Source organism: Amycolatopsis sp. NPDC114505 (assembly GCF_055633615.1).
In genome coordinates this window covers 112514-136777 of sequence record NZ_JBVKDV010000001.1, presented here as the reverse complement: position 1 = coordinate 136777, position 24264 = coordinate 112514, and the positions used below count along the sequence as shown (strand labels likewise).

The window sequence follows — 24264 nt, the reverse complement described above, 5'->3', positions numbered from 1 at the left end:
TCATCCGCAGTGTACCTGGTCAGCAGTTTTTCGACACTACCCGGCACGCCGGAACCAGTGTGATCGGTCTCGTCCCGACACGCCCGGGTGCTTCGGCGATACCCTGCCCCCGTGACCGAGCCGAAAGAGACTCCCGAAGGCGTCGTAGACCTTCTGGGTGTGATCGCCTACCTCGAACTTTCCGCGTTCGACCGGATGGCCGAAGACGCGCGCAGCGCCCCGACGCTCGCCGGGCGGGCCGCGCTGGCGCAGATGGCGGCCGCGGAGATCGGTCACTACGGCCTGCTCGCCCAGCACCTGGCCGCGCACGACGTCAAGATCGAAGACGCGATGGAGCCGTTCGTGGCCCAGGTCGACGCCTGGCACGCCTCGACGCCGCCCAAGTCGTGGCTGGAGTCGCTGGTCAAGGCCTACGTCGGCGACGGGCTGGCCGCCGACCTCTACCGGGAGATCGCCAGCTGGCTCGACCCGGAGACCAAGGACCTCGTGCTCACCGTGCTGGCCGACACCGGCCACTCGGCGTTCGCCGAACGCGAAGTCGCGGCCGGCATCGAAGCCGACCCCAAGACCCGCGACAAGCTCGCCCTGTGGGGGCGCCGCCTGCTCGGCGAGGCGCTGACCCAGGCCCAGTACGTCGTCGCCGAGCGCGACGGGCTGGCCGAGCTGATCATCGGCGGCTCGGGTGACCTCTCCGGAATTGCCGCGTTGTTCCGGCGGTTGCAACAGGGGCACACCAAGCGCATGCAGGCGCTCGGCCTGGGCTGATCCCGATGGAGTACCCGGAAGTGACGACGCGGTCAGGTGCGGACATGCGCCACCGGAACGAGCCCGTTCGGTTAGCCTTGCCGAGCACATCCCTTACGAATTTCCAGCGGAGGTCCCACGTGGAGGTCAAGATCGGCATCAAGGACACGCCGCGCGAGCTGGTGGTGTCCAGTGGCCAGTCTCCCGAAGAGGTGGAGAAGCTGGTCGCCGAGGCCCTGACGGCCGGTGACGGGCTCTTCCGCATCAGCGACGAGAAGGGACGCAAGTACATCGTCCCGTCCGACCGCATCGCGTACGTCGAGATCGCCCCGTCCGACGTCCGCAAGGTCGGCTTCGGCGTCGGCGACTGACCCGTAGCCACTCGAAGGCCACCCCGGGACCGCCCGGGGTGGCCTTCGTGCGCTCCGGGGTTCACCGGATCGGTCGGTTCTCCTTGGTGTGTCGCGATTCCGCCGCCTAACTTCGGCGAGCGATCCGGTGTCACGGGACCCGGACGCCACGACCCCCAGGAGCACCCAGCATGACCACTGTCGAGCCGATGGCGAGCGACGTGGCGGATCTCGTGCGGAACACCCTCTCCGCGCACAAGTCGATGTTCCTCGCGACCTCGGGCAGCGACGGCCCGTGGGTCGGCGGCGTGTATTTCGCCGAGAGCGGACCGTTCACGCTGAACCTCGTCCTCGAGGATCGGGGCCGCACGCTGGCCGCCGTCCGCGAGAACCCGGTCGTCTCGGTGGTGGTGTCGACGGGCTCGCCGATGCAGCCGTTCCTGCAGGCCCAGGCGCTGGCCGAGGTCGTCCCGGCCGACGACGACGCGCTGGTGCGCGACCTGCTCGTCGCGAAGGTGCCCGAGGCGGGGCCGTTCCTGGCAGCCCCGGTCACCGCCGTGCGCCTGAGCGTCCGCAAGTGGCGCGCGACGGACATCCCGAACGGCTGGCTGCCCGGGCGTGAGCTGCCGGGCCCGTTGCCCGGCCCGCGCCACCCCTGATCCGGCCGGGTCGGCCGCCGCGCGGGTCGGCCGCCCCGGCTTTCAGGCGTTGAGCTCCTCGAGCGACGTCGGCACGTGGAACGGCGGGGTGCTCGTCCCCATGATCCGGTAGCGCCCCCACGGGTCCGGGTCCGACAGCTCCCCGTCGGCCGCGTACGAACCGGCCTGGATCGACACCGGCTTCTTCTTGCCGCCGGCCAGCTTCGTCAGCTCCTCGTTCACCGCGACCCGCCCGTACCAGCGGTAGAAGCCGTCGATCGGCTGGAAGTAGCCGCGCAGCTCCACCGTCGTCGTCAGGGAAACGCCGTCGACGACCAAGGTCGCCTCGCCGCTGTAGCCGTCTTCGTCGTGCTCGCTCATGACGTCTCCTCCAAGGACTCCGAAGACTCCGCGCGGCCCAGCTGGACCACCTTGTTGGCTTCCAGGGGCAGGTTCGGGTCGATGACCACGCCGTTCTGGCGGGTCAGCCCGTCGATCGCCGCCCAGATGATCTGCGTCAGATACTCGACGACCGCGTCGCGGCCCATCGAGCGGCGGCCGAGCCACCACTCGCCCGTGTTCTGGACCATGCCGACGATGCCGTGCGCCCACGGCTCGGCCGCGCCGGAGTCCATGTTGAACATCCGCATGTAGTCGCCCAGCAGCGCGGTCAGCGCCGTCGCGATCAGTTCCTTGTCCTCGGCCACGACGTCCGACGAGACCGGCTTCTCCGGCCGCCCGTGCGCCAGCAGCCGGTACAGGTTCGGGTGTTCCTCGATGACCGTGAAGAACGCGTCGAGCGCCATCCGGATCCGCGGCACCGGCGCCAGTTCGGCGTTGATCGCCGGGATCAGCCGCTCGAAGAGGATCTCCGTGCCGCGCTGGCCGAGGGCCACGTACAGGTCGGCCTTGTCGTCGAAGTGCCGGTACAGCACGGGTTTTGTGACACCGGCCTCCGCGGCGACGTCCTCCATGCCGAGGTCCGGTCCGTGGGTGTCGAGCGCCCGCAGCGCGGCCTCGACGAACTCCTTGCGCCGCGCGATCCGGTGCTTGCGCCAGCGGTCGCGCCGGGCATCGCCGGTCGCCTCCTCGTCGCGCGACGAGTGCTTGGACGGCTTGCCGGAGCGCTTGACACGTTCGATCACCAGGGTCATGCTACCAGAGGTAACTGTTACCTCAAGTTACATGTTGGAAGGGGTGTCGGCGATGACGCGGACGCTGAAGGAACCGGATCGCGAAAAGACCGCGGACCGCCTGCTGAAGTCGTCGGCCAACAAGTTCTACGACCCGGACGTCGACATCGACTGGGCGGCGCCCCTGGTCGAGGGCAAGCGTTTCATCCTCGACGAGCGCTCTTCGCTCTACGGCACCGAACTCTGGGACAAGCTGACCCCCGAGCAGCGCATCGAGCTGGGCAAGCACGAGGTCGCGAGCGTCGCGACGACCGGGTTGTGGTTCGAGATCCTCCTGATGCAGATGCTGCTCAAGGAGGTCTACGAGCAGGACCCGACGTCGGCGCACGCGCAGTTCGCCCTCACCGAGATCGCCGACGAGTGCCGGCACTCGACGATGTTCGCGCGGATGGCGACGCGGATCGGCTGCCCCGCCTACGGCCCGGTGCCGTGGCTGCGGAAGCTGGCGAAGCTGATGCCCACGATCTCCTACGGCCCGGCGCGCTACGGCGCGATCCTGGTGGCCGAGGAGGTCCTGGACCGGCTGCAGCGCGAGCAGATGAACGACGACGGCGTCCAGCCGCTGGTCCGGATGGTCAACCGGATCCACGTCCTCGAAGAGGCGCGCCACGTCACCTTCGCCCGCGAAGAGGTCACTCGCGGCATGGCGAAGCTGTCGAAGGCCGAGATCGGCTACCAGCAGTTCGTCATCGCGCTCATCTCGTACTTCGTGACGCGGGCGTTCATCAACCCGAACGTCTACAAGGCGGTCGGCATCCGGCCGCGCGACGGCGTCGAAGCGGCGCTGAACAACCCGCACTGGCAGGGGACCATCGCGTGGGCAGGGGAGAAGATCATGCCGTTCCTGGAGGAGTCCGGCCTGGTCGGGCTGCCCGGGAAGTACTTCTGGCGCAAGTCGTTCCTGCTCCCGGCGGGCCGGTGACGACCGCGTCGCGGCTCCGGGACCCGTCGCTCGGTCACCGGTTCGTCGCGAGCGACGGCGCCGCGCTGCACGTGTCGCAGTCGGGCCCGGCCGATTCGGCCGTGACGCTGGTGCTGGTGCACGGCTGGACGCAGGACCACCGGACGTGGGACTTCGTGCTGCCGCACCTCGACCCCGGCGTGCGCGTCCTGCGCTACGACCTGCGCGGCCACGGCGGCTCGGCGCACGCCCGCGCGGGCTCGGCGTCGATCGCCCGGCTCGCCGACGACCTGGCCGAGCTGATCGCCGACCGCGTCCCGGAAGGGCCGCTGGTGCTGGCCGGGCACTCGATGGGCGGCATGACGCTGATGGTGCTCGCCGAACGGCACCCCGCTCTCGTCCGCGAGCGGCTGGCGGGCGCGGCGTTCGTCGCGACGTCGTCGGGGGACATGGACCAGCTGACGCTGGGCTTCCCGGGCCTGGTCGGCCGGGGTGTAACGCGCTTCGAGCCGCGGGTGGCCCGCCTGCTCGCCCGGCTCCGGTCGGACACGCTGCGGCTGCGCCCGGGGATGGTCCGCTCGGGCGCCCGACGGCTCGTCTTCGGTCTTCGTCCGGGGCGCGAGCAGGTGGACAGCGTCGTCGAGCAGCTGCTCAGCGCGCACCCGGCGAGCGCGGGGATGTTCCTGGACGCGATCGCGGCCCACCGCGGCGTCGGCGGCCTGGGCGCGCTGTGCGACGTCCCGTCGGTGGTGCTCGCGGGGGAGAAGGACCGGCTCTGCCCGCTGGCGCACGCCAAGGTGATCGCGGACGAGCTGCCGCACGCGGAGTTCGTCCGGTTCCCGGGAGCCGGGCACATGCTGCCGCAGGAGCGTCCGTTCGAGGTCGCCCGCAGGATCAGCGCGCTGGTCCGGGTGGCCGCCACCCGCTGACCGCGAAGCGGCACTTCCCCGGGGAAGTGCCGCTTCGGCGGGTCAGGAGTCCTTGAGCGGGAAGCCACCACCGATGCCACGCCACGCCAGGTTGGCCGTCAGCGCGACCGCTTCCTCGCGGCTCATCGACTGGTGGTGCTGCAGCCAGAACCTCGCGCTGACCTGGCTCATCCCGACCAGGCCCACCGCCAGCAGCCGTGCCTTGTCCTCGTCGAGGCCCGCGTCCGCCGTGATCGTCTCCGTGATCGCGTCCACGCTCGCCGACGTCGCGCGGTCGACCGCTTCCTGGACCGCCGGCTCGCCGCGCAGGTCGGACTCGAACACCATCCGGAACGCGCCCGCGTCGTTGCTGACGAAGTCGAAGAACGCGCCGACCGTCGCCGGGACGCGCTGGCGGTTCTCCGTGGTGGAGTCCAGCGCCGTCTGCACGCGCTTGACCAGCTCGTCGACGTGGCTCTCCAGCAGCGCGATGTAGAGATCGAGCTTGCCGGGGAAGTGCTGGTACAGCACCGGCTTGCTGACGCCGGCCACCTCGGCGATCTCGTCCATGGCGGCGGCGTGGTAGCCGTTCTCGGCGAAGACCCGCTGCGCCGCGGCGAGGAGCTGGGCCCGGCGCTCGGTCCGGGGCAGGCGCACCCCACGTTGCTGCAGCCGCGTCATCTCCGTCATGCCCATCCTCCCGTCTTCACACCTTCGACGGGCGGGGTCGCCACCGCGTGAAGTCGTCCTGAAGATTACTCGCCGGTATGTATGCCTTGCCAAGTGTCGGGCATCCTGGACCCGTGAACGCCGCCGTGACGACGCGGGTGCCCCTCACCCACGTGCCCCTCTCGACCAGGGAGTTACCCGCCCTGGAGCCGATCCTCCCGCCGTGGCCGGCGACTTTCGAAGAAGTCGGCACGGCCCGCCTGAACGTCCGCCGCACGCCCGGCCCGGACGGCGTTCCGGCGGTCTACGTGCACGGTCTCGGCGGCTCGTCGACGAACTGGACCGACCTGGCCGCGCTCCTCGCGCCGGTCGCCGGCGGCACCGCGCCCGACCTGCCCGGCTTCGGCTATTCGGAGCCCGAGAAGGGCTTCGACTTCAGCCTCCAGGCCCACGCCGAGGTCGTCGCGCGGCACATCGAGGACGTCGGCGCGCCGGTGCACCTGCTCGGCAACTCGATGGGCGGGGCGATCGCGCTGCTCATCGCCGAACGCCGTCCCGAGCTGGTCAAGACGCTGACCTTGATCTCGCCCGCGATGCCGGACCGCCGCGTCGACCCGCGGCGGCTGTCGGACCCGCGGATGGCGCTGGCGTACCTGCCGCTGGTCGGCGCGCGGGTGCGGGCGCAGCTGGCCGCCCTCGGCCCGCGCGAACGCGCCGCGCAGGTGATCAAGCTGTGCTTCGCCGACCCGTCGCGGTTCCCGGAAAGCCGGCTGGACGAGCTGGCCGACGAGCACGGCGCCCGCGCCGGGTTCACCTGGGCCGCGCCGGCCATGGCCCGCAGCACGTTCGCGATCTTCCGGGCGTGGTCGACGCTCGGGAAGGCGTCCCTCTGGTCGGCGGCGCCGCGGGTGCGGGCGCCGACGCTGGTGGTCTGGGGCCGCGAGGACCGGGTCATCTCCGTGCGCCGCGCCACGCGGACGGCCCGGGTGATCCCGCGGGCCCGGCTGCTCGTCCTGCCGCGGACGGGCCACGTCGCGCAGATGGAGCGTCCGATCGTCGTGGCGAAGGCCGTGCTCGGCATGTGGGAGCACGTCGAGGCCGGCACCTGGTAGCCCGATCGGGCGACAACAATCCCCGGGTGGACCGCCAGTCGCCGATAACGGTTCGGTGGCGCTGTGGCACCCTGGTGCGGTGGACCGGGTGAAGCACGACGCGCGAGGCGAAGATCGGCGGGCTCCCCACCGCGCGTCGGCCCGCCGCGCCCCGGAGCCCGAAGACACCCCGCGGACCGGCCAGTACCGCCCCGCCCGGCAGCCCGCCCAGCGCGTCGGCGAGGACCGCTACCGCCCGGGCGGGCGCCGGACCAGCGCCGAGCCGCTGAGCGCCTCCTGGAAGCCGCAGGCCGAGACTCCGCGCGAGAAGCCGGAGCCGCCGCAGGCCGGCCTCTCGAAGTTCACCAAGACCTACGGCTGGCGCGTCTACGCCCTGCCGATCCTCGTCGTGCTGACCGTGCTCGTCGTCTTCAACACCGCGAACAGCCCGGCCGAGCCGATCGCCGAGCAGGGCGCCCCCGCGAACGTCGAGTCGGCGGGCGGCGACGCGGCGGGCGGCGCGATCGACGGCAACGGCGAGCAGGCCATCCCGGAGAACCCGGCCACGCCGGTCGACCTCAAGGTGCCGACCGCCGACCTGCCCGAGGGCAGCCCGTTCACCCAGGCCGGCGCCGGGACGTGGCACGTCGTTCCGGGCAACGGCCCCAAGGTCGGCACCGGGAAGCTGTACACCTACACGATCGAGGTCGAGGACGGCATCGACCCGGCCAGCTACGCCGGCGACGACGCGTTCGCGGCGGCCGTCCAGGGCACGCTGTCCGACCCCAAGAAGGGCTGGACCTGGGACGGCAAGATCGCGCTGCAGCGCGTCGACGCCAACTTCCCGAACCCGACGTTCAAGGTGAGCCTCACCACGCCGGACACCACCCACCGGGCCGACGCCTGCGGCTTCCAGATCAAGTTCGAGGCGTCCTGCTACCGCAAGAGCCTGGGCCGCGTGCTGATCAACCTGGCCCGCTGGGTCCGCGGCGCGAAGGCGTTCAACGCCGACATGACCGGCTACCGGCAGTACGCCATCAACCACGAGGTCGGGCACGCACTGGGCAACCAGCACGTCGGCTGCGGCGGCCAGAACCAGCCCGCGCCGGTGATGATGCAGCAGTCCTTCGGCGTGGACGACAACTACGTGTCGATGCTCAACGACATCCCCGGCGGCGACAAGGGCAAGGTGGCCAAGGACGGCCTCACCTGCATCCCCAACGCCTGGCCGAACCCCACTCCCAAAACGCAGTAGGTCTTCCCACCATCTGAAACCGGGAAGCCTTATTTGCCTGCGCGTGTTGTGCATAGTGGGATGGACGCGATCCGCGCGAGATGGAGGACCCGATGTCAGCACTGCCGCCGCTCGTCGAGCCGGCTGCCGAGCTCACCAAGGACGAGGTGGCCCGGTACAGCCGTCACCTGATCATCCCGGACGTCGGGGTGACCGGGCAGAAGCGGCTGAAGAACGCGAAGGTCCTGGTCATCGGCGCCGGCGGCCTCGGCAGCCCCGCGCTGCTGTACCTGGCCGCGGCCGGGGTCGGCACGCTCGGCATCGTCGACTTCGACGTCGTGGACGAGTCGAACCTGCAGCGCCAGGTCATCCACGGCCAGTCCGACGTCGGCAAGCTCAAGGCCGCGTCCGCGCAGGAGTCGATCGCCGAGATCAACCCGCTGGTCAAGGTGTACCTGCACACCGAGCGCCTCGACTCGTCGAACGCGCTCGAGATCTTCGGGCAGTACGACCTGATCGTCGACGGCACCGACAACTTCGCCACGCGCTACCTGGTGAACGACGCCGCGGTGCTGCTGGGCAAGCCGTACGTCTGGGGCTCGATCTTCCGGTTCGAGGGCCAGGTCAGCGTGTTCTGGGAGGACGCGCCGAACGGCAAGGGCCTCAACTACCGCGACCTCTACCCGGAGCCGCCGCCCCCGGGCATGGTCCCGTCGTGCGCCGAGGGTGGCGTGCTGGGCGTGCTCTGCGCGTCCATCGGCTCGATCATGGTGACCGAGGCGATCAAGCTCATCACCGGCATCGGCGACCCGCTGCTCGGCCGCCTGATCAGCTACGACGCGCTGGACATGAAGTACCGCGAGGTGAAGATCCGCAAGGATCCGGACACCCCGAAGATCACCGAGCTGATCGACTACGAGGCGTTCTGCGGCGTGGTTTCGGACGAGGCGGCCCAGGCCGCGACGGGCAGCACCATCACGCCCGCCGAGCTCAAGGCCAAGTTCGACAGCGGCGAGAACTTCGCCCTGATCGACGTCCGCGAGCCGCACGAGTACGAGATCGTCAACATCAAGGGCGCGACGCTGATCCCGAAGGACCGGATCCTCTCGGGCGAGGCGCTGGCCGAGCTGCCGCAGGACAAGCCGATCGTCCTGCACTGCAAGTCGGGCGCGCGTTCGGCGGAGGCGCTCGCCGCGCTGCACGCGGCCGGTTTCAAGGACGCGACGCACCTCGGCGGCGGCGTGCTGGCCTGGGCCAAGCAGATCGACCCGAGCCTGCCGACCTACTGACAGTGGTCGTCCGTGAAGGCCGTCTCCGGCTTCGGAGGCGGCCTTCACGACATTCCGGGCACCCCGTAAAACACTGCGTGACCAGCGCGTCTTCTCGATCGTGGACCACCCGGCCGGGTACCGTCACCAGTTGTGCGGACAACCCTCGAACGCCCTCCGGCGCACGTCAGCGCGGCCTTCGGCGGCCTTGACGACGGCGGCGAACCGCTGCCGGACTCGACGGCGTGGCGCAGCGGCGACCTCGTGTTCAAGCCGGTCACCGACAAGGCCAGGACGCTGTGGACGGCCCGCGCGCTCGACTACGCCGACGAGCCGGGCCTGCGCGTCGCCAAGCCGGTCCGCTCGACCGACGGCCGCTGGATCGTCGGCGGCTGGACGGCCTCCCGGTTCGTTTCGGGCACCCCCGAGCACCTCGGGGACGCGTCGGTGCTGGCGGCGGTGAAGCTGCACCGCGCGACCATCGGCCTGCCCCGGCCGGACTTCCTCGCCGGCCGGCGCGATATCGACGCCGTCGCCGACCGCGTCGCGTGGGAAGAGCTCGAGGTCCCGCTGGAGGAGACGAAGGGCGGCCGCTGGTTCGAGGTCCTCGCCGGCGCCCGCCGCCCGATCCGCCTGCCGCTGCAGGTGGCCCACGGCGAGCTGCTGGCCGGGCTGCTGTTCGACGGCGACGCGGCCCCGGGCGTCGTCGACTTCGTCCCGTACTACCGGCCGGGCGAGTACGGCGCGGCGATCGTGGCGGTGGACGCCCTGGCCTGGGGCGGCGCGACGCGGGAGCTGCTGGAGCGCTGGGCCCACCTGCCGGAGTGGCCGCAGCTGCTGCTGCGCGCGGTCCTGTTCCGGCTGGCGTCGAACTCCCTCAACCCCCGGTCGACGCAGGCCTCGCTGGACGGCCTGCGAGTGGCGGCGCGCGAGGTCAGCGGAATCTTGTGACGGGCGCGGCGGGCTGCGATGCTGAGCTCATGATCTCTTCCTGCCGAAAGGGCCATGCCGCGTAGGCGGCCCGGAAGCTTGCGTGGCACCCGCCGGCTCGACGTCGCGGGGCCACCGCCGGCCAAGATCCCCCACCTCTCCCGCCGCGCTCAGCGGCAGCTCGCCTTCGCCGAAGTGGACGCCGGCCTGTGGCCCGGCGCCGTTTCCGACCTGCTCCGGGCCTGGCTGCACGGGACGCGGCGCATGACGCGGCCGTCGTGGCCGCACTGTTCCTGTCCCGGCTGCGACCCGGTCGGCGCCCGGGCCGACCTCGGCCTCAGGCTGAGCGAACTGCCCCGCCGCGACCGGGCGTCGGTCGGTGCCGTGCTGGCGCGCGCCGACCGGCGGTACGCGAGCCGGACCCTGCCCGATTCGCTCGGCACGTCGCCGTGGTGGTTCGAGCGGCGGCTGCGGGACCAGAACGGCTGGTGACCCCGGTCACGCACCTCACCGCCGGGGGCTCGTGATTCCCGCCGCAATGTCAACTGCCTGAAACATTCGGTCGAATCCGGTTAACACGGCCTCCTTAGCGTCAGGGCAATCCCCGAACCGCCGAGGAGGTGCCCGTGCCGCAGGTCGACACCCACTGCCCGTACTGCGCGCTGCAGTGCGGGATGCGCCTCGACGGCGTCCGCGTGACGCCGCGGGACTTCCCGGTGAACGCCGGCGGCCTGTGCCAGAAGGGCTGGACGTCCGGCTCGCTGCTGACCTCGCCGCGGCGGCTGACCACCCCGATGATCCGGGTGGACGGCGCGCTCGAACCCTGCAGCTGGGACTTCGCTCTCGACCTCGTCGCGCGGAAACTGGCCGAGCTGAAGGAACTCCACGGCCCGGATGCCGTCGCGGTCTTCGGGGGCGGCGGGTTGACCAACGAGAAGGCCTACCTGCTGGGCAAGTTCGCCCGGGTCGCGCTCGGCACCTCGCAGATCGACTACAACGGCCGCTTCTGCATGTCCTCGGCCGCCGCCGCGGGCACCAAAGCCTTCGGGGCGGACCGCGGGATGCCGTTCCCCGTCACCGATCTCAAGAACGCGGACGTCGTGCTGCTCGCCGGGGCGAACCCGGCCGAGACGATGCCGCCGTTCACCCAGCACCTGCGCGGCGCCGACCTGATCGTCGTCGACCCGCGGCGCACCCCGACCGCCGAGCTGGCGAGCCTGCACCTCGCGCCGGCGCCGGGCACGGATCTCGCGCTGGCACTGGGCATCCTGCACGCCGTCGTCGAAGGCGGGCACCTCGACCAGTCCTATGTGGACCGGCGGACGAGCGGCTTCGACGCGATGTGGCGGATCGCCGCGTCGTGGTGGCCGGAGCGCGCCGAGCGCGTCACCGGCGTCTCGGCCGCCGACATGCGCCTCGCCGCCACCAAGCTCGCCACTGCCCGCAACGCCTACATTCTCACCGCCCGCGGCACCGAACAGCACGCCACCGGCACCGCGACCGTCGGCGGCTGGATCAACCTCGCCCTCTCGCTGGGCCTGCCCGGCCGCGCGGGCTCCGGCTTCGGCTGCCTCACCGGCCAGGGCAACGGCCAGGGCGGCCGCGAGCACGGTCAGAAGGCCGACCAGCTGCCCGGCTACCGCAAGCTCGACGACCCGGCCGCGCGCGAGTACGTCGCCGGCGTCTGGGGCGTCGACCCGGACAGCCTGCCCGGGCCCGGGCGGTCGGCCGCCGAGCTGCTCGACGCGCTGGGTACCGAAGAGGGCCCGAAGGCGCTGATGGTGTTCGGCAGCAACGTCGTCGTCTCGGCGCCGCGATCGGAGCGCGTCCAAGACCGGCTGTCCGCTTTGGACTTCCTGGTCGTCGCCGACTTCGTGCTTTCGGAGACCGCCGCGCTGGCCGACGTCGTCCTCCCGGTCACGCAGTGGGCCGAGGAAGATGGGACGCTCACGAACCTCGAAGGCCGGATCCTGCTGCGGCGCAAGGCCATCGCCCCGCCGGTCGGCGTCCGGTCCGACTTGGACGTCCTCAGTGGACTGGCCGACCGGCTCGGCCAGCCCGCGGACCGGTTCCCGACCGACGCCGAGACGGCGTTCGAGGAGCTGCGGATCGCGTCCAAGGGCGGGATCGCCGACTACTCCGGCGTCAGCTACGACCGGCTCCGCGCGGGGGAAGCCCTGCACTGGCCGGTCCCGGAGAACGACCACCCCGGCACTCCGCGGATGTTCCTCGACGCCTTCGCCCACCCGGACGGCCGCGCGCGGTTCGCAGCCGTCGAGCACACCGGACCGGCCGAGCTGCCCGACGACGAGTTCCCGCTGCAGGCCACCACCGGCCGCGTGCTGCAGCACTACCAGTCGGGTGCGCAGACGCGGCTCATCCAGGAGCTGAACGACGTCGTCCCGGCGGTGTTCGTCGAGGTCCACCCGGACACGGCCAAGCGGGCCGGGCTGGAAGAAGGCGATCCTGCCCGGATCCGGTCGCGACGCGGAGAAACGGTCGCCAAGGTCCGGTTCGTCCAGAGCCTCAAGCCCGACCTCGTGTTCCTGCCGTTCCACTTCCCCGGTGAGCAGCGCGCGAACCTGTTCACCAACCCGGCGCTCGACCCGGTCAGCCGGATGCCGGAGTTCAAGGTGTGTGCCGTTTCCTTGTCTACTGTGGATGGTGCCGCATGAGCCCCCGTGAAGTCGTCATCGTCGGGTACGGGATGGCCGGTGCCCGGCTGGCCGACGAGATCCGCCGCCGCGACCCGATCGCCGAACGCGTCCGCCTGACCGTGCTCGGCGCCGAGAAGCACGCCGCCTACAACCGCGTCCTGCTGTCGGCCGTCGTCGCCGGCGGGATGAGCGCCGAGAGCGTCCGCCTGCACGACGACGAATGGGCCGCGCGGCACAACATCGACCTGCGGCTCGGGGTCGACGTCGCCAGGATCGACCGTGAGAAGCGCTGGGTCGAACTCGGCGACGGATCCACTGTGGACTACGACGCGTTGGTCCTCGCGACCGGCGCCAACCCGTGGATCCCGCCGGTCGAGGGGCTGGAGCCGGGACCGGGCGTGGTCGCGTTCCGCAGCCTCGACGACTGCGCCAAGATCCTCGACGCCGCCCGCTACGGCGCGCCGGTCGCGGTGCTCGGCGGCGGCCTGCTCGGCCTCGAAGCCGCCCGCGGCCTGGCCGGGCGCGGCAACCAGGTGACCGTTGTGCACCCGCTCGGGCACGTCATGGAACGCCAGCTCGACCCGGCCGCCGGGCACGTGCTGGCCCGGCAGCTCACCGACATGGGCGTGACGTTCCGGTTCGGCGCCACCGCCGCCCGCTACCTGCCCGGCGACGGCCTCAAGCTCGACGACGGCACGCTCGTCCCCGCCGATCTGGTCGTGGTCGCCGCCGGCGTCCGCGCCGAGACGCGGCTGGCCGCGGAAGCCGGCCTCGACGTCGACGGCGCCGTGCTCGTGGACGACGTCCTGCGCACCAGCGACGGCCGCATCCACGCCCTCGGCGACTGCGCCCGCCACCCCGGCGCCCCGGCCGGGCTGATCCAGCCCGCGTGGGAGCAGGCGGCGGTCCTCGCCGACGTCCTGACCGGCACGAACGCGGCCGCCCGCTACCGCGGGACCACGGCCGTCACCCGGCTCAAGGCCCGCGGCATCGACCTCGCCGCGCTGGGCGAGACGCAGCTCGACGCCGGTACCCCGGACGTCGAGGTGCTGACCTTCAACGACCCCACCGGCGGGCGGTACGGCAAGCTCGTCGTCCGCGAAAACCGCGTCACCGGCGCGATCCTGCTCGGCCTGCCCGACGCGGCCGCGACCATCACCCAGTTCCACGACCGCGGCACCCTGCTGCCCGACGACCGCCTCGCGATCCTGCTGGGCCGCGCGCTGCCCACCGGCAGTGCCCCGGCGGCCAGCCCGGCCGACCTGCCCGCGACGGCGGTGATCTGCCGCTGCAACAACGTCACCAAGGGCCGGCTGGTCGAAGCCTGGAAGGCCGGGGCCACCGACACTCCCGCACTGGCGCGGGCCACGCGAGCGACGACGGGCTGCGGCGGGTGTTCCGACACCGTCGGCGGCATCGCCGGCTGGCTCGCGGCGCAATGACCGACTCGACCCGCACTGAGGAGAACGCCGTGCAACACCAAGGAAAGCACTGGATCGAGCACTGGGAACCGGAGAACGAGCAGTTCTGGGAGGCGACGGGCAAGAAGGTCGCGCGCCGCAACCTCTGGTTCTCCGTGTTCGCCGAGCACATCGGCTTCTCGGTCTGGACACTGTGGTCGGTCATCGTCCTGTTCATGGGCCCGCAGTACGGGTTCTCCGCGGCCGACAAGTTCCTGCTCGTCTCGACGCCGACGCTCATCGGCGGCCTGATGCGGCTGCCCTACACCTTCGCCGTGGCGAAGTTCGGCGGTCGCAACTGGACGGTCGTCAGCGCCCTGCTGCTGCTGATCCCGACGATCCTGGCCGCGGTCGTGCTGCACCCGGGAACGTCGCTCGGCACGTTCATGCTGGTCGCGGCACTCGGCGGGGTCGGCGGCGGCAACTTCGCGTCGTCGATGACGAACATCAACACCTTCTACCCGGAGAAGCACAAGGGCTGGGCGCTCGGCCTCAACGCCGGCGGCGGCAACCTCGGCGTCGCCGCGATCCAGCTGGTCGGGCTGCTGGTGATCGGCACGGCGGGCGCGACCGCACCGCGGATCGTGCTCTACGTCTACATCCCGCTGGTCGTGGTGGCCGCGCTCTGCGCGTACTTCTACATGGACAACCTCGCCACGGTCCGCGGCGACACGAAGGCGATGCGCGAAGTCGTCAAGGACCCGCACACCTGGGTGATGTCGTTCCTCTACGTCGGCACGTTCGGCTCGTTCATCGGCTACAGCTTCGCGTTCGGGCTGGTGCTGCAGAACCAGTTCGGCCGCACCCCGCTGCAGGCCGCGGCGGTCACGTTCCTCGGCCCGCTGCTCGGCTCGCTCTCGCGGCCGGCGGGCGGCTGGCTGGCCGACCGGGTCGGCGGCGGCAAGATCACCTTCTTCACGTTCATCGGGATGGCGCTGGCCACGGTCGTGCTGATCCTCGCGTCGACGTCGAAGTCCCTGACGCTGTTCACGATCGCGTTCATCGTGCTGTTCGTGCTCGCCGGCGTCGGCAACGGCTCGACGTACAAGATGATCCCGGCGATCTTCCGGGCGAAGGCCGCCACGGCCATCGCGAACGGCGCGGAGGAGGCGGCCGAGCTGCTCAAGGCGCGCCGCCTGTCTGGAGCGTTGATCGGGCTGGCCGGCGCGATCGGCGCCGAGGGCGGCCTGTTCATCAACCTCGCCTTCCGGCAGTCGTTCGCCGACGCCAAGAGCGGGATCCCCGCGTTCATCGGGTTCCTCGTCTTCTACGGGCTGTGCTTCGCCGTCACCTGGGCGGTCTACCTGCGCAAGCCCGCCGAACAGCCCACGAGTGAGCGCGGTCTGGCGCTCGCGGGAGCGGAGGTCTGAGATGCCCACCCTGGTCGTCGCCGGACACGGCATGGTCGCCCACCGGCTCGTGGAGGCGGTGCGCGCGGAAGACCCTTCCGGCACTTGGCACATCGTCGTCCTGTCCGAGGAGCCGCGCCCGGCGTACGACCGGGTGGCGCTCACCTCCTACGTGGAGACTTGGGACCCGGCTTCGCTCGCGCTGGCCGGTTCGGACTACGCGGACGACTCCTTTGTGGATCTCCGCCTGGGCAAGCTGGTCGTGTCGGTGGACCGAGCTTCGAAGACGGTCACCACCGCGTCCGGCGACTCGGTCTCCTACGACGCGCTGGTCCTGGCCACCGGCTCGCGGCCGTTCGTGCCGCCGGTGCCCGGGCACGACCTGCCCGGCTGCTTCGTCTACCGGACCATCGAGGACCTCGACGCGATCCGCGCGGCGGCCATCGAGAAGCCGGGACGCGGGCGGCGCTCGGCCGTGGTCATCGGCGGCGGCCTGCTCGGCCTGGAGGCCGCGAAGGCGTTGCGGGACATGGGCCTCTCCCCGCACGTCGTCGAGATGGCGCCCCGGCTGATGCCGCTGCAGGTCGACGAAGGCGGCGGGTCGCTGCTGCGGCGGCTCATCACTTCGCTGGACGTGACCGTCCACACGGGAACCTCCACCGACGCCATCGAGGCCGACGGTTCGCGGCTGGTGGCCAAGCTGGGCAACGGCACCGAGCTGGACGTCGACCTCGTCGTGTTCTCCGCCGGTGTCCGGCCGCGCGACGACCTCGCCCGGCAGTCCGGTTTGGACGTCGGCCCGCGCGGCGGGGTGCTGACGGACTCGTCGTGCCGCACCAGCGATCCGGCGGTGTACGCGATCGGCGAGTGCGCGGCCGTCGAGGGGCGCGTGTACGGCATCGTGGCGCCCGGCTACGCGATGGCCGAGATCGTCGCCGCCCAGCTGACCGGCGGTTCCGGCGAGTTCCCGGAGCCGGACACGTCCACGAAGCTGAAGCTGATGGGCGTCGACGTCGCGTCCTTCGGCGATGCGCACGCGCAGACCGAAGGTGCGCTGGAGGTCGCGGTCAACGACGCGGTCGCCGGGACGTACAAGAAGCTCGTGGTCACCGACGACGGCAAGACGCTGCTCGGCGGCGTGTTCGTCGGCGACGCGACCGAGTACAACACGCTGCGCGCGCTGGTCGGCCGTCCGCTGCCGGCCGAGCCCGGCGCGATCCTCGCCCCGGCGGGCGGGGGCGCCGCGGTCGGTGTCGACGCGCTGCCCGACGTGGCGCAGATCTGTTCGTGCAACGCGGTGTCCAAGGGCGCGATCACGCGGGCGATCCACGAGGACGGCTGCGACACCGTCCCGAAGCTCAAAGCGTGCACCCGCGCCGGCACCGCGTGCGGCTCGTGCGTCCCGCTGCTCGGCAAGCTGCTCACCGCGTGCGGCGTCGAGCAGTCGAAGGCCGTGTGCGAGCACTTCCCGCAGTCGCGCGCGGAGCTGTTCGAGATCGTCCAGGCCACCCGGATCACGACGTTCAGCGAGCTGATCGGCCGCTACGGCTCGGGTAGCGGCTGCGCGGTCTGCAAGCCCGCGGTGGCGTCCATCCTGGCCACCCTCGGCAACGGGCACGTGCTCGCCGGCGAGCAGATGACGCTGCAGGACACCAACGACCGGTACCTGGCGAACCTGCAGCGCAACGGCACGTACTCGGTGGTCCCACGGATCCCCGGCGGCGAGATCACGCCGGAGAAGCTGATCGTCATCGGCCAGGTCGCCCAGGACTTCGGGCTGTACACGAAGATCACCGGCGGCCAGCGGATCGACCTGTTCGGGGCCACGGTGGACCAGCTGCCGGAGATCTGGCGGCGGCTGGTCGACGCGGGGTTCGAGTCCGGGCACGCGTACGGCAAGGCGCTGCGGACAGTGAAGTCGTGTGTCGGGTCGACGTGGTGCCGCTACGGCGTGCAGGACAGCGTCGGGCTCGCCATCGAGCTGGAGCTGCGTTACCGCGGGCTGCGGTCGCCGCACAAGCTCAAGTCGGCGGTGTCGGGGTGCGCGCGGGAGTGCGCGGAGGCGCGCAGCAAGGACTTCGGGATCATCGCCACGGAGAACGGCTGGAACCTCTACGTCGGCGGCAACGGCGGCACGACGCCCCGGCACGCCGAGCTGCTCTTGTCCGATGTGGACACGGCGACGCTGATCCGGACGATCGACCGGTTCCTCATGTTCTACGTGCGCACCGCCGACCGGCTGCAGCGGACGGCGCCGTGGATCGAGGAGCTGGACGGCGGCCTCGACCACCTGCGCGCGGTGATCGTCGACGACTCGCTCGGCATCTGCGAAGACCTCGACGCGGCGATGGCCAAGCACGTCGACAACTACGCCGACGAGTGGAAGGGCGTCCTCGAGGACCCGGAAAAGCTCGCCCGGTTCTCCTCCTTCGTCAATGCGCCGGGCACGCCCGACCCGGCGATCTCGTTCCGCTCGGAGCGGGAGCAGAAAGTCCCGGTCATGCTGGGAGTCCCGGAGGTGCGCCGATGACGACGTCCATCGAGAAGACCTGGACGGCGGTCTGTTCCGCCGGCGCGGTGCCGGAGTACGCGGGGGTCGCCGCGCTGCTCGACGGCGGCGTGCAGGTGGCGATCTTCCACCTGCCCGGCGCGCGGTGGTACGCACTGTCCAACTGGGACCCGTGCAGCGGTGCGGCGGTGCTCTCGCGCGGCATCGTCGGGGACGCGGGCGGGGTCCCGGTGGTCGCCTCGCCGGTCTACAAGGAACGGTTCGCGCTCGACAGTGGACAGTGCCTGGACGCCTCCGGGGTGACGGTCCCGGTGTACGAGGTGCGCGTGCGAGAGGGCGTGGTCGAAGTGGAGAGCCCGTGATCCTGCCGCTGACCGGGTTCGTGGTCGGCATCACCGCGGCGCGCCGGGCGGACGAGCTCGGCGCGCTGTTCGTGCGCAAGGGGGCGAGCGTCCGGTACGGCCCGGCGATCCGGATCGTGCCGCTGACGGACGACACGGAGCTGCACCGGGCGACGTCGGCGTTGCTTGAGTCGCATGTGGACGCCGTCGTGGCGACGACGGGCATCGGCTTCCGCGGCTGGCTCGAGGCGGCCGAGGGCTGGGGCCTGGGCGACGCGCTGCTGTCGCGCCTCTCGTCGTCATCGCTGCTGGCGCGCGGCCCGAAGGTGACGGGCGCGATCCGCGCGGCGGGTCTTTCGGAGTCGTACTCGCCGGCGTCGGAGAGCAACGCGGAGTTGTTGCAGCACCTGCTTTCTTCGGACGTCACGGGCAAGCGGATCGCGGTCCAGTTGCACGGCGAGCCGCTCCCGTACTTCGTCGACGCGCTGCGTTCGGCCGGGGCGGAGGTCATCGAGGTCTCGGTGTACCGCTGGGTCGGCCCGGTCGACCCCGGCCCGGTCGACCGGCTGCTCGAGGGGGTCTTGGACGGATCGATCCACGCGTTGCCGTTCACGAGCGCCCCGGCGGTGGCTTCGCTGGTGGCGCTGGCCCGCCGCACGGGCCGGCTGCCGGGTCTGGTCTCGGCGTTGTCGGGCCCGGTGGTGGCGGCGTGCGTCGGGCCGATCACGGCGGGCCCGTTGGCGGCGCTCGGCGTGCCGACGGTGCAACCGCACCGGGCCCGCATCGGAGCGCTGGCCAGGACGGTGTCGGAGACGCTGCTGGCACGTTCCCCGAGGTTTTCGGCGGGAGGGTTGTCGATCGAGTTGCGCGGCCAGTCGGCGGTGGTGGACGGCGAGTGGCGCGAGGTGGCCCCGGCCCCGATGGCGCTGCTGCGCGCGTTGGCGGCCTCGCCGGGGCGGGTGGTGTCGCGGAGGGAGCTGATTTCGGCGTTGCCCGGGGGAGGGGAGGAACACGCGGTGGAGACGGCGATCGGCCGGCTCCGGACGTCGCTGGGCGGCGGGAGGGTGGTCCAGACGGTGGTGAAGCGCGGCTACCGGCTGGCGGTGGACGCCTGAGTGCTCACTACTCCGCCCAGGCCACCGTGTGCTTCTCGAACCCCCGCGCCGCCGCCACGCGTGCAGCCTCGGCTTCGGCGTTCTCCCGTACCTCCGGGCGCAGCGGGTCGAACGCCGTCACCGTGAACGCCAGCTTCGCGCCGCTGCCCTTCGTCCGCCAGGTCCCCGCGATGTCGCCGTCCGCCAGCAGCACCCCGGGGTTGCCCAGCATCTTCCAGACCTCCTTGCGCCGCGCGGGATCCGGGACCAGCAGCGCCTTGTCGCGCGCCTGGATGAACGGGTCCCACGGCGGCAGCAGCCGCACGACGTCCGGCTCGGGCGGGTTCTCCAGCGCCGGCAAGCAAGACGACGGCAGGTAGCGGACCTTGTCCTCCACCTTCACCGACGCCAGGTCCGACGGCCACGTCTTGTCCACGACCGCCCGCGCCGTCCCCACGAACTCCGCCGCCTCGCCCGGCGACGCCGGCCCGTTGAGCCGCAGGTACGACTCGACCACCGACGTCGCCGCCGCAACGTCCGGAGTGCGGCGCATCCGGCCACGCCCCTCGAGGGGCGCCAGCGTCGCCGGAGAAGCGCCGGCCACCAGGCGGACGCCCGCGTGCGGGGCCGCGATGCGCATCAGCTGCTCCTGGATGTGCGTCGCGTTGCAGCCGCGGCACCAGCGGGAGAACTCCGGTGGCAGCGCCTTCGTCACCGCCGTCGAAACCGCACCCTTGGTCATCGGCTTCTTGACCACCGTGCGGAGGGCGGCCGCCGCCGTGAACACCACCTCGGCCGCGTCGAGCCCGGTCGCCGCGATCTCCTTGCGCTGCCAGAGCATCCGGGCCAGCGCGTCCGCGTCGTCCAGGGGCACCAGCGCGCGCGTCACCTCGGCCAGGTCGAGGTGGTAGTGCGGCGCGCCCCGCAACGTCCACGCGAGCACGAGCCGCGGATCGTCCACCGGGGACACGGGCTCGTCGAGCCGGGCCACCAGGGCGATCAGCGCGGTGTCGCGCATGCTGTCCTGCAGCCCGGCCCGCACGACCGCGAGGTCGGTGACGTCCCGCGCGGTGCGGTGCAGCCCGTGCTCGGCGATGCGGTAGGCGAGTACCTGACGACGGTCCACGTGCGACTCCTAGAACGTGTACTCGAAGGTGTACCCCATCTTCTCCTCACCCATCGCGCCACCGACGGTGCCGCTCCCGGTGAGTCCCGCCAGCCCGCCGGTGCCCGAGCCGGGGACGACGCTGAACATCGACGCGATGCCCTGGGCGTCGAACGTGAACTCGTGCTTCACGATGAACGTCCCTTCGCGACCGTCGACCTTGCCCTCGAAGCGCTCGAAGCTCGGCGACGTCGTCGTGCCGCTCTCGTAGCCTTCGCCCGCGTAGTACAGCAGGAGATCGCAGACCGATTCACCCTCGATGACGCCGTCGTACGCCATCGAGGCGTGCGCGTACGCCACCCGAGGCCCGCCTTCGGTCCCGCTGACGACGTTCTCTTCCCAGTTCTTCATGGTGAATGCGTTCATGGGGACCACTCTGCCGGGCATACCTGTCAGCTTGTGTCAGGTATTTCTGCCAGAATCGGAGGCATGCGCGCCAGCCGCCTCCTGTCCGTCCTCCTCCTGCTGCAGAACCGCGGCCGGATGACGGCCGAAGAGCTGGCCGAGGAGCTCGAGGTCTCGGTCCGGACGGTCTACCGGGACATCGACGCGCTGTCGGCGTCCGGCGTCCCGGTGTACGCCGACCGCGGCCGGACCGGCGGGTATCGCCTGGTCGACGGCTACCGCACGCGTCTCACCGGGATGACCGAGGAGGAGGCGCAGTCGCTGTCGCTCGCCGGGCTGCCGGTGGCGGCGGCCGAGCTGGGCCTCGGCACCGTCCTCGCCGCGGCCCAGCTCAAGCTGTACGCGGCGCTGCCGTCGGAGCTGCGCGACCGCGCCGGGCGCGTCGCCGAGCGGTTCTACCTGGACGTCCCCGGCTGGCACCGGGGCATCGAAAGCCTGCCGGCGCTGTCCGCGATCGCCGACGCCGTGTGGTCGTCGCACCGGATCCGGATCCGCTACGAACGGTGGGGCCAGCGGGTCGTCGAGCGGGACGTCGAGCCGCTGGGCCTGATCCTCAAAGGGGGAAACTGGTACCTCGCCGGCCGCTGCGAGGGCACCGACCGCACCTACCGGATCTCGCGGGTGCTGGAGCTGACCGACCTCGGCGAGGAGTTCGAACGGCCCGCTGGGTTCGACCTCGCGGAGTACTGGCGAGAGTGGTCCGAGCAGTTCGAACGCCGGATGTTCCCGCGCGTCGCCGTGGTGCGGCTGTCCCCGCGGGCGCAGGCTCTCGTACCGTTCTACGCGGGTTCCGTCGGCGCCCGCGCGCTGCGCGCGGCGACCGGGGAGCCCGACGCGGACGGCTGGCTCACCGTGGAGCTGCCGGTGGAGCCGGGCGAACCGGCCATCGGCGAGCTGCTGCGGTTCGGGCCGCACCTGGAGGTCGTCGCCCCGGCGGACCTGCGGGCGGAGCTGGCCGAAGCGATCGAGCGGATGGGTGCGATCTATGGGTGAGCTGAGCGGGATCGCGATCGGCGTGACGGCCGAGCGCCGCGCCGAGGAGTTCATCGGCGCGCTCGAACGCCACGGCGCCGACGTCCGGCACGCGCCGACGATCACCATCGTGCCCCTGGACGGCGACCCCGACCTGCGCGCGGCCACCTCGGCGCTGGTCGAGCGGCCGGTCGACTTCACGGTGGTGACGACCGGCGCGGGCTTCCGCGGCTGGCTCCACGCGGCCGAAGGCTGGGGCCTGCGGGAGCCCCTGCTGGACCGCGTGGGTGAGTCCCGGATCTACGCCCGTGGCCCCAAGGCGGTGGGTGCGGTCCGCGGCGCCGGGCTGCGCGAGGCGTTCTCCGCCGAGTCGGAGAGCAACGCGGAGCTCTTCGGCGCCTTGACCGAGGTCGACGGCGCGCGGATCGCCGTGCAGCTGCACGGCACCCCGCTGCCGGAGCACACCGGCCCGCTGGCGACCGCCGGGGCGACGCTGATCGAGGTGCAGCCCTATCGCTGGTTCTCGCCGCCGGACGTCCGGCCCGTGCACGACCTGATCGACGCGGCGATCGACGGAGACCTGGACGCACTGGCGTTCACGAGTGCTCCGGCGGCGGCGAACTTCTTGACGTTGGCCCGGGACTACGGCCGGTACGACTCGGTGATCGCGGCGCTGCGCGGGCCGCTGGTGGTCGCGTGCGTGGGCCCGGTGACGGCGGCGCCGCTGGAAGACGCGGGCGTCGAGACGCTGCAGCCGGAGCGGCAGCGCCTCGGCGCCCTGGTGAAACTGCTGGTCACGACCCTCAGTGGCACCGGTGGGTCGCCGGGGAGCCGGTCGTAGCGCCGAGGTCGTCGTCGCGGCCGGCGGCCAGCCGAGGCCACTGGGCGATCGGACGCCCGCCCTCGCCGGCCAGCGGAGTCCAGTCGGGTGCCCCCGCGTCGGTCCGGACGTTGGTGCACTCCTGCGGTCGGCCGTCCGGTGAGTCCTCCCAAGCCTCCTGGCGGCCGAACACCGTCAGGTCCATCAGCGCGTAGCTGTAGTCCATCGCCTCCACGCCACGGCGTTTCGTCCAGTACGTCTCGAAGACTCGGTCGCCGTCCCGCAGGTAGCAGATCAGGTGGAACAGGCCGATCTCGCGCCCGGCCAGGAGCGTCTCGAGGGACGGCTGGGCCGAATACCAGGGCATCCGCCAGTCCATGAACGTCCGGTAGCGCAGGCTTTCCGCGTACGACGTCCGCGCGTCGGCCGGTTCGGTCGCGACGTTGCGGCCCTGCGAGAACACCGCGTACGTGATGTCCCGTGAGTGCAGGTTGGCGAGCTCCGCGACCTGGTTGGTGTAGAACGTGCAGCCCTCGCACTGCTCGGCCGCGGGGCGCCCCGGGTTCCACATGAAGTAGTACGCGATGAGCTGGCGGCGGCCTTCGAACGCGTCGAGCAGCGTGGCCGGCCCGTCCGGGCCGAGCAGCTCGAGCGTCGCGTCCACCTCGACCGCCGGCAGGCGGCGCCGGGCCGCGGCGATCGCGTCGCCTTCGCGCGTGTGGGCCTTTTCCCTGGTGCGCAAGCGATCCAGCTCGTTCTGGAACGTGCTTCGGTCGACGATCTCCGGTGTGGTCATCAGGACTCCTCGGCGATGCGCTTGATCTTCGCCAGCCGGCGGTCCCAGTCGGCGGCGAGCGCGGCCATCCAGCGGGCCGTCTCGTCGAGCGCCTCGGGACGGACGCCGTAGCGGACTTCGCGGCCGATCTTCACGCTGCTCACCAGTCCGGCCGCGTCGAGGACGGTGAGGTGCTTGACGATCGCCTGGCGCGACACGGGCAGCCCGCCCGCCAGGGTCGTCGCGGTGGCCTGGCCGTGGGCGGCCAGCAGGTCCAGGAGCTGCCGACGCGTCGGATCGGCCAACGCGGCCAGGACGCCGTCGACGACGTCGCTCATCCGACGCGGCCGGCCAGCGCGGGGAGGCACTGTTCCCAGCCCGCCGTGTGGTCCTTGACGACGTCGGCGCGGTTCGCCTCCGACGTCGGCAGAGCGGCGAACCCGCTCTCGACCACGCGCAGCCGGGTGCCGTCGCCGTCGGGGGTCAGGGTGAACTCGACCAGCGTCGAATTGTCCTCCCGCAGCTCCTCGCCCGGGAACGCGCTCACCCAGCGGTACGCCAGGTAGTGCGGCGGGTCGACCTTCACCACGCGCAGCGGGAACTCGCCGTGTTCCGAGTGCCGGACGACCAGGGTCTGTCCCTCTTCGGCCAGCGTGCCGCGGACGGTTTCGTCGTCGGTCGCCCAGAACCCGGGCTCGGCCACCAGCGGCCAGACCTTCTCCGGTGCGGCGGCGATCAGGATCTCGCGTTCGATCATGAGACTCTCCTCTCGCGTGCAACTCCAGGGTTGC

The 24264-nt window shown here is 71.7% G+C and carries 26 protein-coding genes; 18 read left to right on the top strand and 8 right to left on the bottom strand.

Annotated features, from left to right (window positions below):
• Window positions 1-111 precede the first annotated feature (111 nt).
• The 3 genes from ACZ7OU_RS00615 to ACZ7OU_RS00605 all read left to right on the top strand — a co-directional run bounded on the left by ACZ7OU_RS00615 (window position 112) and on the right by ACZ7OU_RS00605 (window position 1753).
• Window positions 112-765: a ferritin-like fold-containing protein gene (locus ACZ7OU_RS00615; protein WP_470239155.1), complete on the top strand. Its 654-nt coding sequence runs from the start codon at window positions 112-114 to the stop codon at window positions 763-765.
• Between the two features lie 119 nt (window positions 766-884).
• On the top strand, window positions 885-1115 hold the full coding sequence (locus tag ACZ7OU_RS00610) for a DUF3107 domain-containing protein (RefSeq protein WP_125307071.1): 231 nt from the start codon (window positions 885-887) through the stop codon (window positions 1113-1115).
• Between the two features lie 170 nt (window positions 1116-1285).
• Window positions 1286-1753, top strand: coding sequence for a pyridoxamine 5'-phosphate oxidase family protein (locus tag ACZ7OU_RS00605; protein ID WP_155549232.1), 468 nt, complete (start codon window positions 1286-1288; stop codon window positions 1751-1753).
• Window positions 1754-1795: 42 nt separating this feature from the next.
• Here ACZ7OU_RS00605 and ACZ7OU_RS00600 read toward each other — a convergent pair whose 3' ends face one another.
• Together ACZ7OU_RS00600 and ACZ7OU_RS00595 are read right to left on the bottom strand one after the other, a co-directional pair.
• The gene (locus tag ACZ7OU_RS00600) at window positions 1796-2113 is read right to left on the bottom strand and encodes a DUF4873 domain-containing protein (RefSeq protein WP_470253805.1); all 318 of its coding nucleotides are present in this window, start codon (window positions 2111-2113) and stop codon (window positions 1796-1798) included.
• Window positions 2110-2886: a TetR/AcrR family transcriptional regulator gene (locus tag ACZ7OU_RS00595; RefSeq protein ID WP_470239153.1), complete on the bottom strand. Its 777-nt coding sequence runs from the start codon at window positions 2884-2886 to the stop codon at window positions 2110-2112. Before ACZ7OU_RS00595 ends, ACZ7OU_RS00600 begins: the two co-directional genes overlap by 4 nt.
• A 52-nt stretch (window positions 2887-2938) precedes the next feature.
• Here ACZ7OU_RS00595 and ACZ7OU_RS00590 point away from each other — a divergent pair, with 52 nt between their 5' ends.
• Both ACZ7OU_RS00590 and ACZ7OU_RS00585 read left to right on the top strand, forming a co-directional pair.
• Entirely contained in the window at window positions 2939-3847 is a 909-nt protein-coding gene (locus tag ACZ7OU_RS00590) for an AurF N-oxygenase family protein (protein WP_470253804.1), read from the top strand.
• Entirely contained in the window at window positions 3844-4755 is a 912-nt protein-coding gene (locus ACZ7OU_RS00585; protein ID WP_470239151.1) for an alpha/beta fold hydrolase, read from the top strand. The genes ACZ7OU_RS00590 and ACZ7OU_RS00585 overlap by 4 nt, the downstream gene beginning before the upstream one ends.
• Before the next feature lie 42 nt (window positions 4756-4797).
• On the opposite strand, the gene ACZ7OU_RS00580 is transcribed toward ACZ7OU_RS00585, so the two are convergent.
• On the bottom strand, window positions 4798-5424 hold the full coding sequence (locus ACZ7OU_RS00580; protein ID WP_125307066.1) for a TetR/AcrR family transcriptional regulator: 627 nt from the start codon (window positions 5422-5424) through the stop codon (window positions 4798-4800).
• A gap of 77 nt (window positions 5425-5501) precedes the next feature.
• Between ACZ7OU_RS00580 and ACZ7OU_RS00575 the strand changes: the two genes are divergently transcribed.
• The 11 genes from ACZ7OU_RS00575 (at window position 5502) to ACZ7OU_RS00525 (ending at window position 19357) form a co-directional block, all read left to right on the top strand.
• Complete coding sequence (locus ACZ7OU_RS00575; RefSeq protein WP_470239150.1) at window positions 5502-6515, top strand: alpha/beta fold hydrolase; 1014 nt, start codon at window positions 5502-5504, stop codon at window positions 6513-6515.
• Window positions 6516-6594: 79 nt separating this feature from the next.
• Window positions 6595-7749, top strand: coding sequence for a DUF3152 domain-containing protein (locus tag ACZ7OU_RS00570; RefSeq protein ID WP_470239149.1), 1155 nt, complete (start codon window positions 6595-6597; stop codon window positions 7747-7749).
• 92 nt (window positions 7750-7841) lie between these two features.
• Window positions 7842-9017 (top strand): adenylyltransferase/sulfurtransferase MoeZ, encoded by a 1176-nt coding sequence (moeZ, locus tag ACZ7OU_RS00565; RefSeq protein ID WP_470239148.1) that lies wholly within the window; start codon window positions 7842-7844, stop codon window positions 9015-9017.
• A 132-nt stretch (window positions 9018-9149) separates the two neighbouring features.
• Complete coding sequence (locus ACZ7OU_RS00560) at window positions 9150-9947, top strand: TIGR02569 family protein (RefSeq protein ID WP_470253803.1); 798 nt, start codon at window positions 9150-9152, stop codon at window positions 9945-9947.
• A gap of 78 nt (window positions 9948-10025) precedes the next feature.
• Complete coding sequence (locus ACZ7OU_RS00555; protein WP_470239146.1) at window positions 10026-10418, top strand: hypothetical protein; 393 nt, start codon at window positions 10026-10028, stop codon at window positions 10416-10418.
• Between the two features lie 134 nt (window positions 10419-10552).
• A complete protein-coding gene (locus tag ACZ7OU_RS00550) occupies window positions 10553-12601 on the top strand; it encodes a molybdopterin oxidoreductase family protein (RefSeq protein WP_470253802.1) in 2049 nt (682 codons plus the stop codon).
• Window positions 12598-14025: an FAD-dependent oxidoreductase gene (locus ACZ7OU_RS00545; RefSeq protein ID WP_470253801.1), complete on the top strand. Its 1428-nt coding sequence runs from the start codon at window positions 12598-12600 to the stop codon at window positions 14023-14025. The genes ACZ7OU_RS00550 and ACZ7OU_RS00545 overlap by 4 nt, the downstream gene beginning before the upstream one ends.
• Window positions 14022-15413 (top strand): nitrate/nitrite transporter, encoded by a 1392-nt coding sequence (locus tag ACZ7OU_RS00540; protein WP_470253800.1) that lies wholly within the window; start codon window positions 14022-14024, stop codon window positions 15411-15413. The genes ACZ7OU_RS00545 and ACZ7OU_RS00540 overlap by 4 nt, the downstream gene beginning before the upstream one ends.
• A gap of 1 nt (window position 15414) precedes the next feature.
• Entirely contained in the window at window positions 15415-17922 is a 2508-nt protein-coding gene (gene nirB, locus ACZ7OU_RS00535; protein WP_470253799.1) for a nitrite reductase large subunit NirB, read from the top strand.
• Window positions 17919-18263, top strand: a complete 345-nt coding sequence (nirD, locus tag ACZ7OU_RS00530; RefSeq protein WP_470239141.1) for a nitrite reductase small subunit NirD — start codon at window positions 17919-17921, stop codon at window positions 18261-18263. Before nirB ends, nirD begins: the two co-directional genes overlap by 4 nt.
• A complete protein-coding gene (locus ACZ7OU_RS00525) occupies window positions 18260-19357 on the top strand; it encodes a uroporphyrinogen-III synthase (RefSeq protein WP_470239140.1) in 1098 nt (365 codons plus the stop codon). Before nirD ends, ACZ7OU_RS00525 begins: the two co-directional genes overlap by 4 nt.
• 7 nt (window positions 19358-19364) lie before the next feature.
• Here the strand turns inward: ACZ7OU_RS00525 and ACZ7OU_RS00520 are convergent, their stop codons facing one another.
• Both ACZ7OU_RS00520 and ACZ7OU_RS00515 read right to left on the bottom strand, forming a co-directional pair.
• Window positions 19365-20462 carry a DNA glycosylase AlkZ-like family protein gene (locus ACZ7OU_RS00520; RefSeq protein ID WP_470253798.1) on the bottom strand — a complete coding sequence of 366 codons (1098 nt, stop codon included), beginning with the start codon at window positions 20460-20462 and terminating at the stop codon, window positions 19365-19367.
• Window positions 20463-20471: 9 nt separating this feature from the next.
• Entirely contained in the window at window positions 20472-20867 is a 396-nt protein-coding gene (locus tag ACZ7OU_RS00515) for a DUF3224 domain-containing protein (RefSeq protein ID WP_470239138.1), read from the bottom strand.
• A 63-nt stretch (window positions 20868-20930) separates the two neighbouring features.
• Between ACZ7OU_RS00515 and ACZ7OU_RS00510 the strand changes: the two genes are divergently transcribed.
• Window positions 20931-21899 carry a helix-turn-helix transcriptional regulator gene (locus tag ACZ7OU_RS00510; protein ID WP_470253797.1) on the top strand — a complete coding sequence of 323 codons (969 nt, stop codon included), beginning with the start codon at window positions 20931-20933 and terminating at the stop codon, window positions 21897-21899.
• Window positions 21892-22719 (top strand): uroporphyrinogen-III synthase, encoded by an 828-nt coding sequence (locus ACZ7OU_RS00505; protein WP_470253796.1) that lies wholly within the window; start codon window positions 21892-21894, stop codon window positions 22717-22719. The genes ACZ7OU_RS00510 and ACZ7OU_RS00505 overlap by 8 nt, the downstream gene beginning before the upstream one ends.
• Here ACZ7OU_RS00505 and ACZ7OU_RS00500 read toward each other — a convergent pair.
• The 3 genes from ACZ7OU_RS00500 to ACZ7OU_RS00490 are packed head-to-tail and all read right to left on the bottom strand — an operon-like array spanning window position 22682 to window position 24230.
• Window positions 22682-23494 (bottom strand): DUF899 family protein, encoded by an 813-nt coding sequence (locus ACZ7OU_RS00500; RefSeq protein ID WP_470253795.1) that lies wholly within the window; start codon window positions 23492-23494, stop codon window positions 22682-22684. The two genes, ACZ7OU_RS00505 and ACZ7OU_RS00500, sit on opposite strands and share 38 nt — an antisense overlap.
• The gene (locus ACZ7OU_RS00495; protein WP_470239134.1) at window positions 23494-23811 is read right to left on the bottom strand and encodes an ArsR/SmtB family transcription factor; all 318 of its coding nucleotides are present in this window, start codon (window positions 23809-23811) and stop codon (window positions 23494-23496) included. The genes ACZ7OU_RS00500 and ACZ7OU_RS00495 overlap by 1 nt, the downstream gene beginning before the upstream one ends.
• On the bottom strand, window positions 23808-24230 hold the full coding sequence (locus ACZ7OU_RS00490) for an SRPBCC domain-containing protein (RefSeq protein WP_470253794.1): 423 nt from the start codon (window positions 24228-24230) through the stop codon (window positions 23808-23810). Before ACZ7OU_RS00490 ends, ACZ7OU_RS00495 begins: the two co-directional genes overlap by 4 nt.
• Between the last annotated feature and the right edge of the window lie 34 nt (window positions 24231-24264).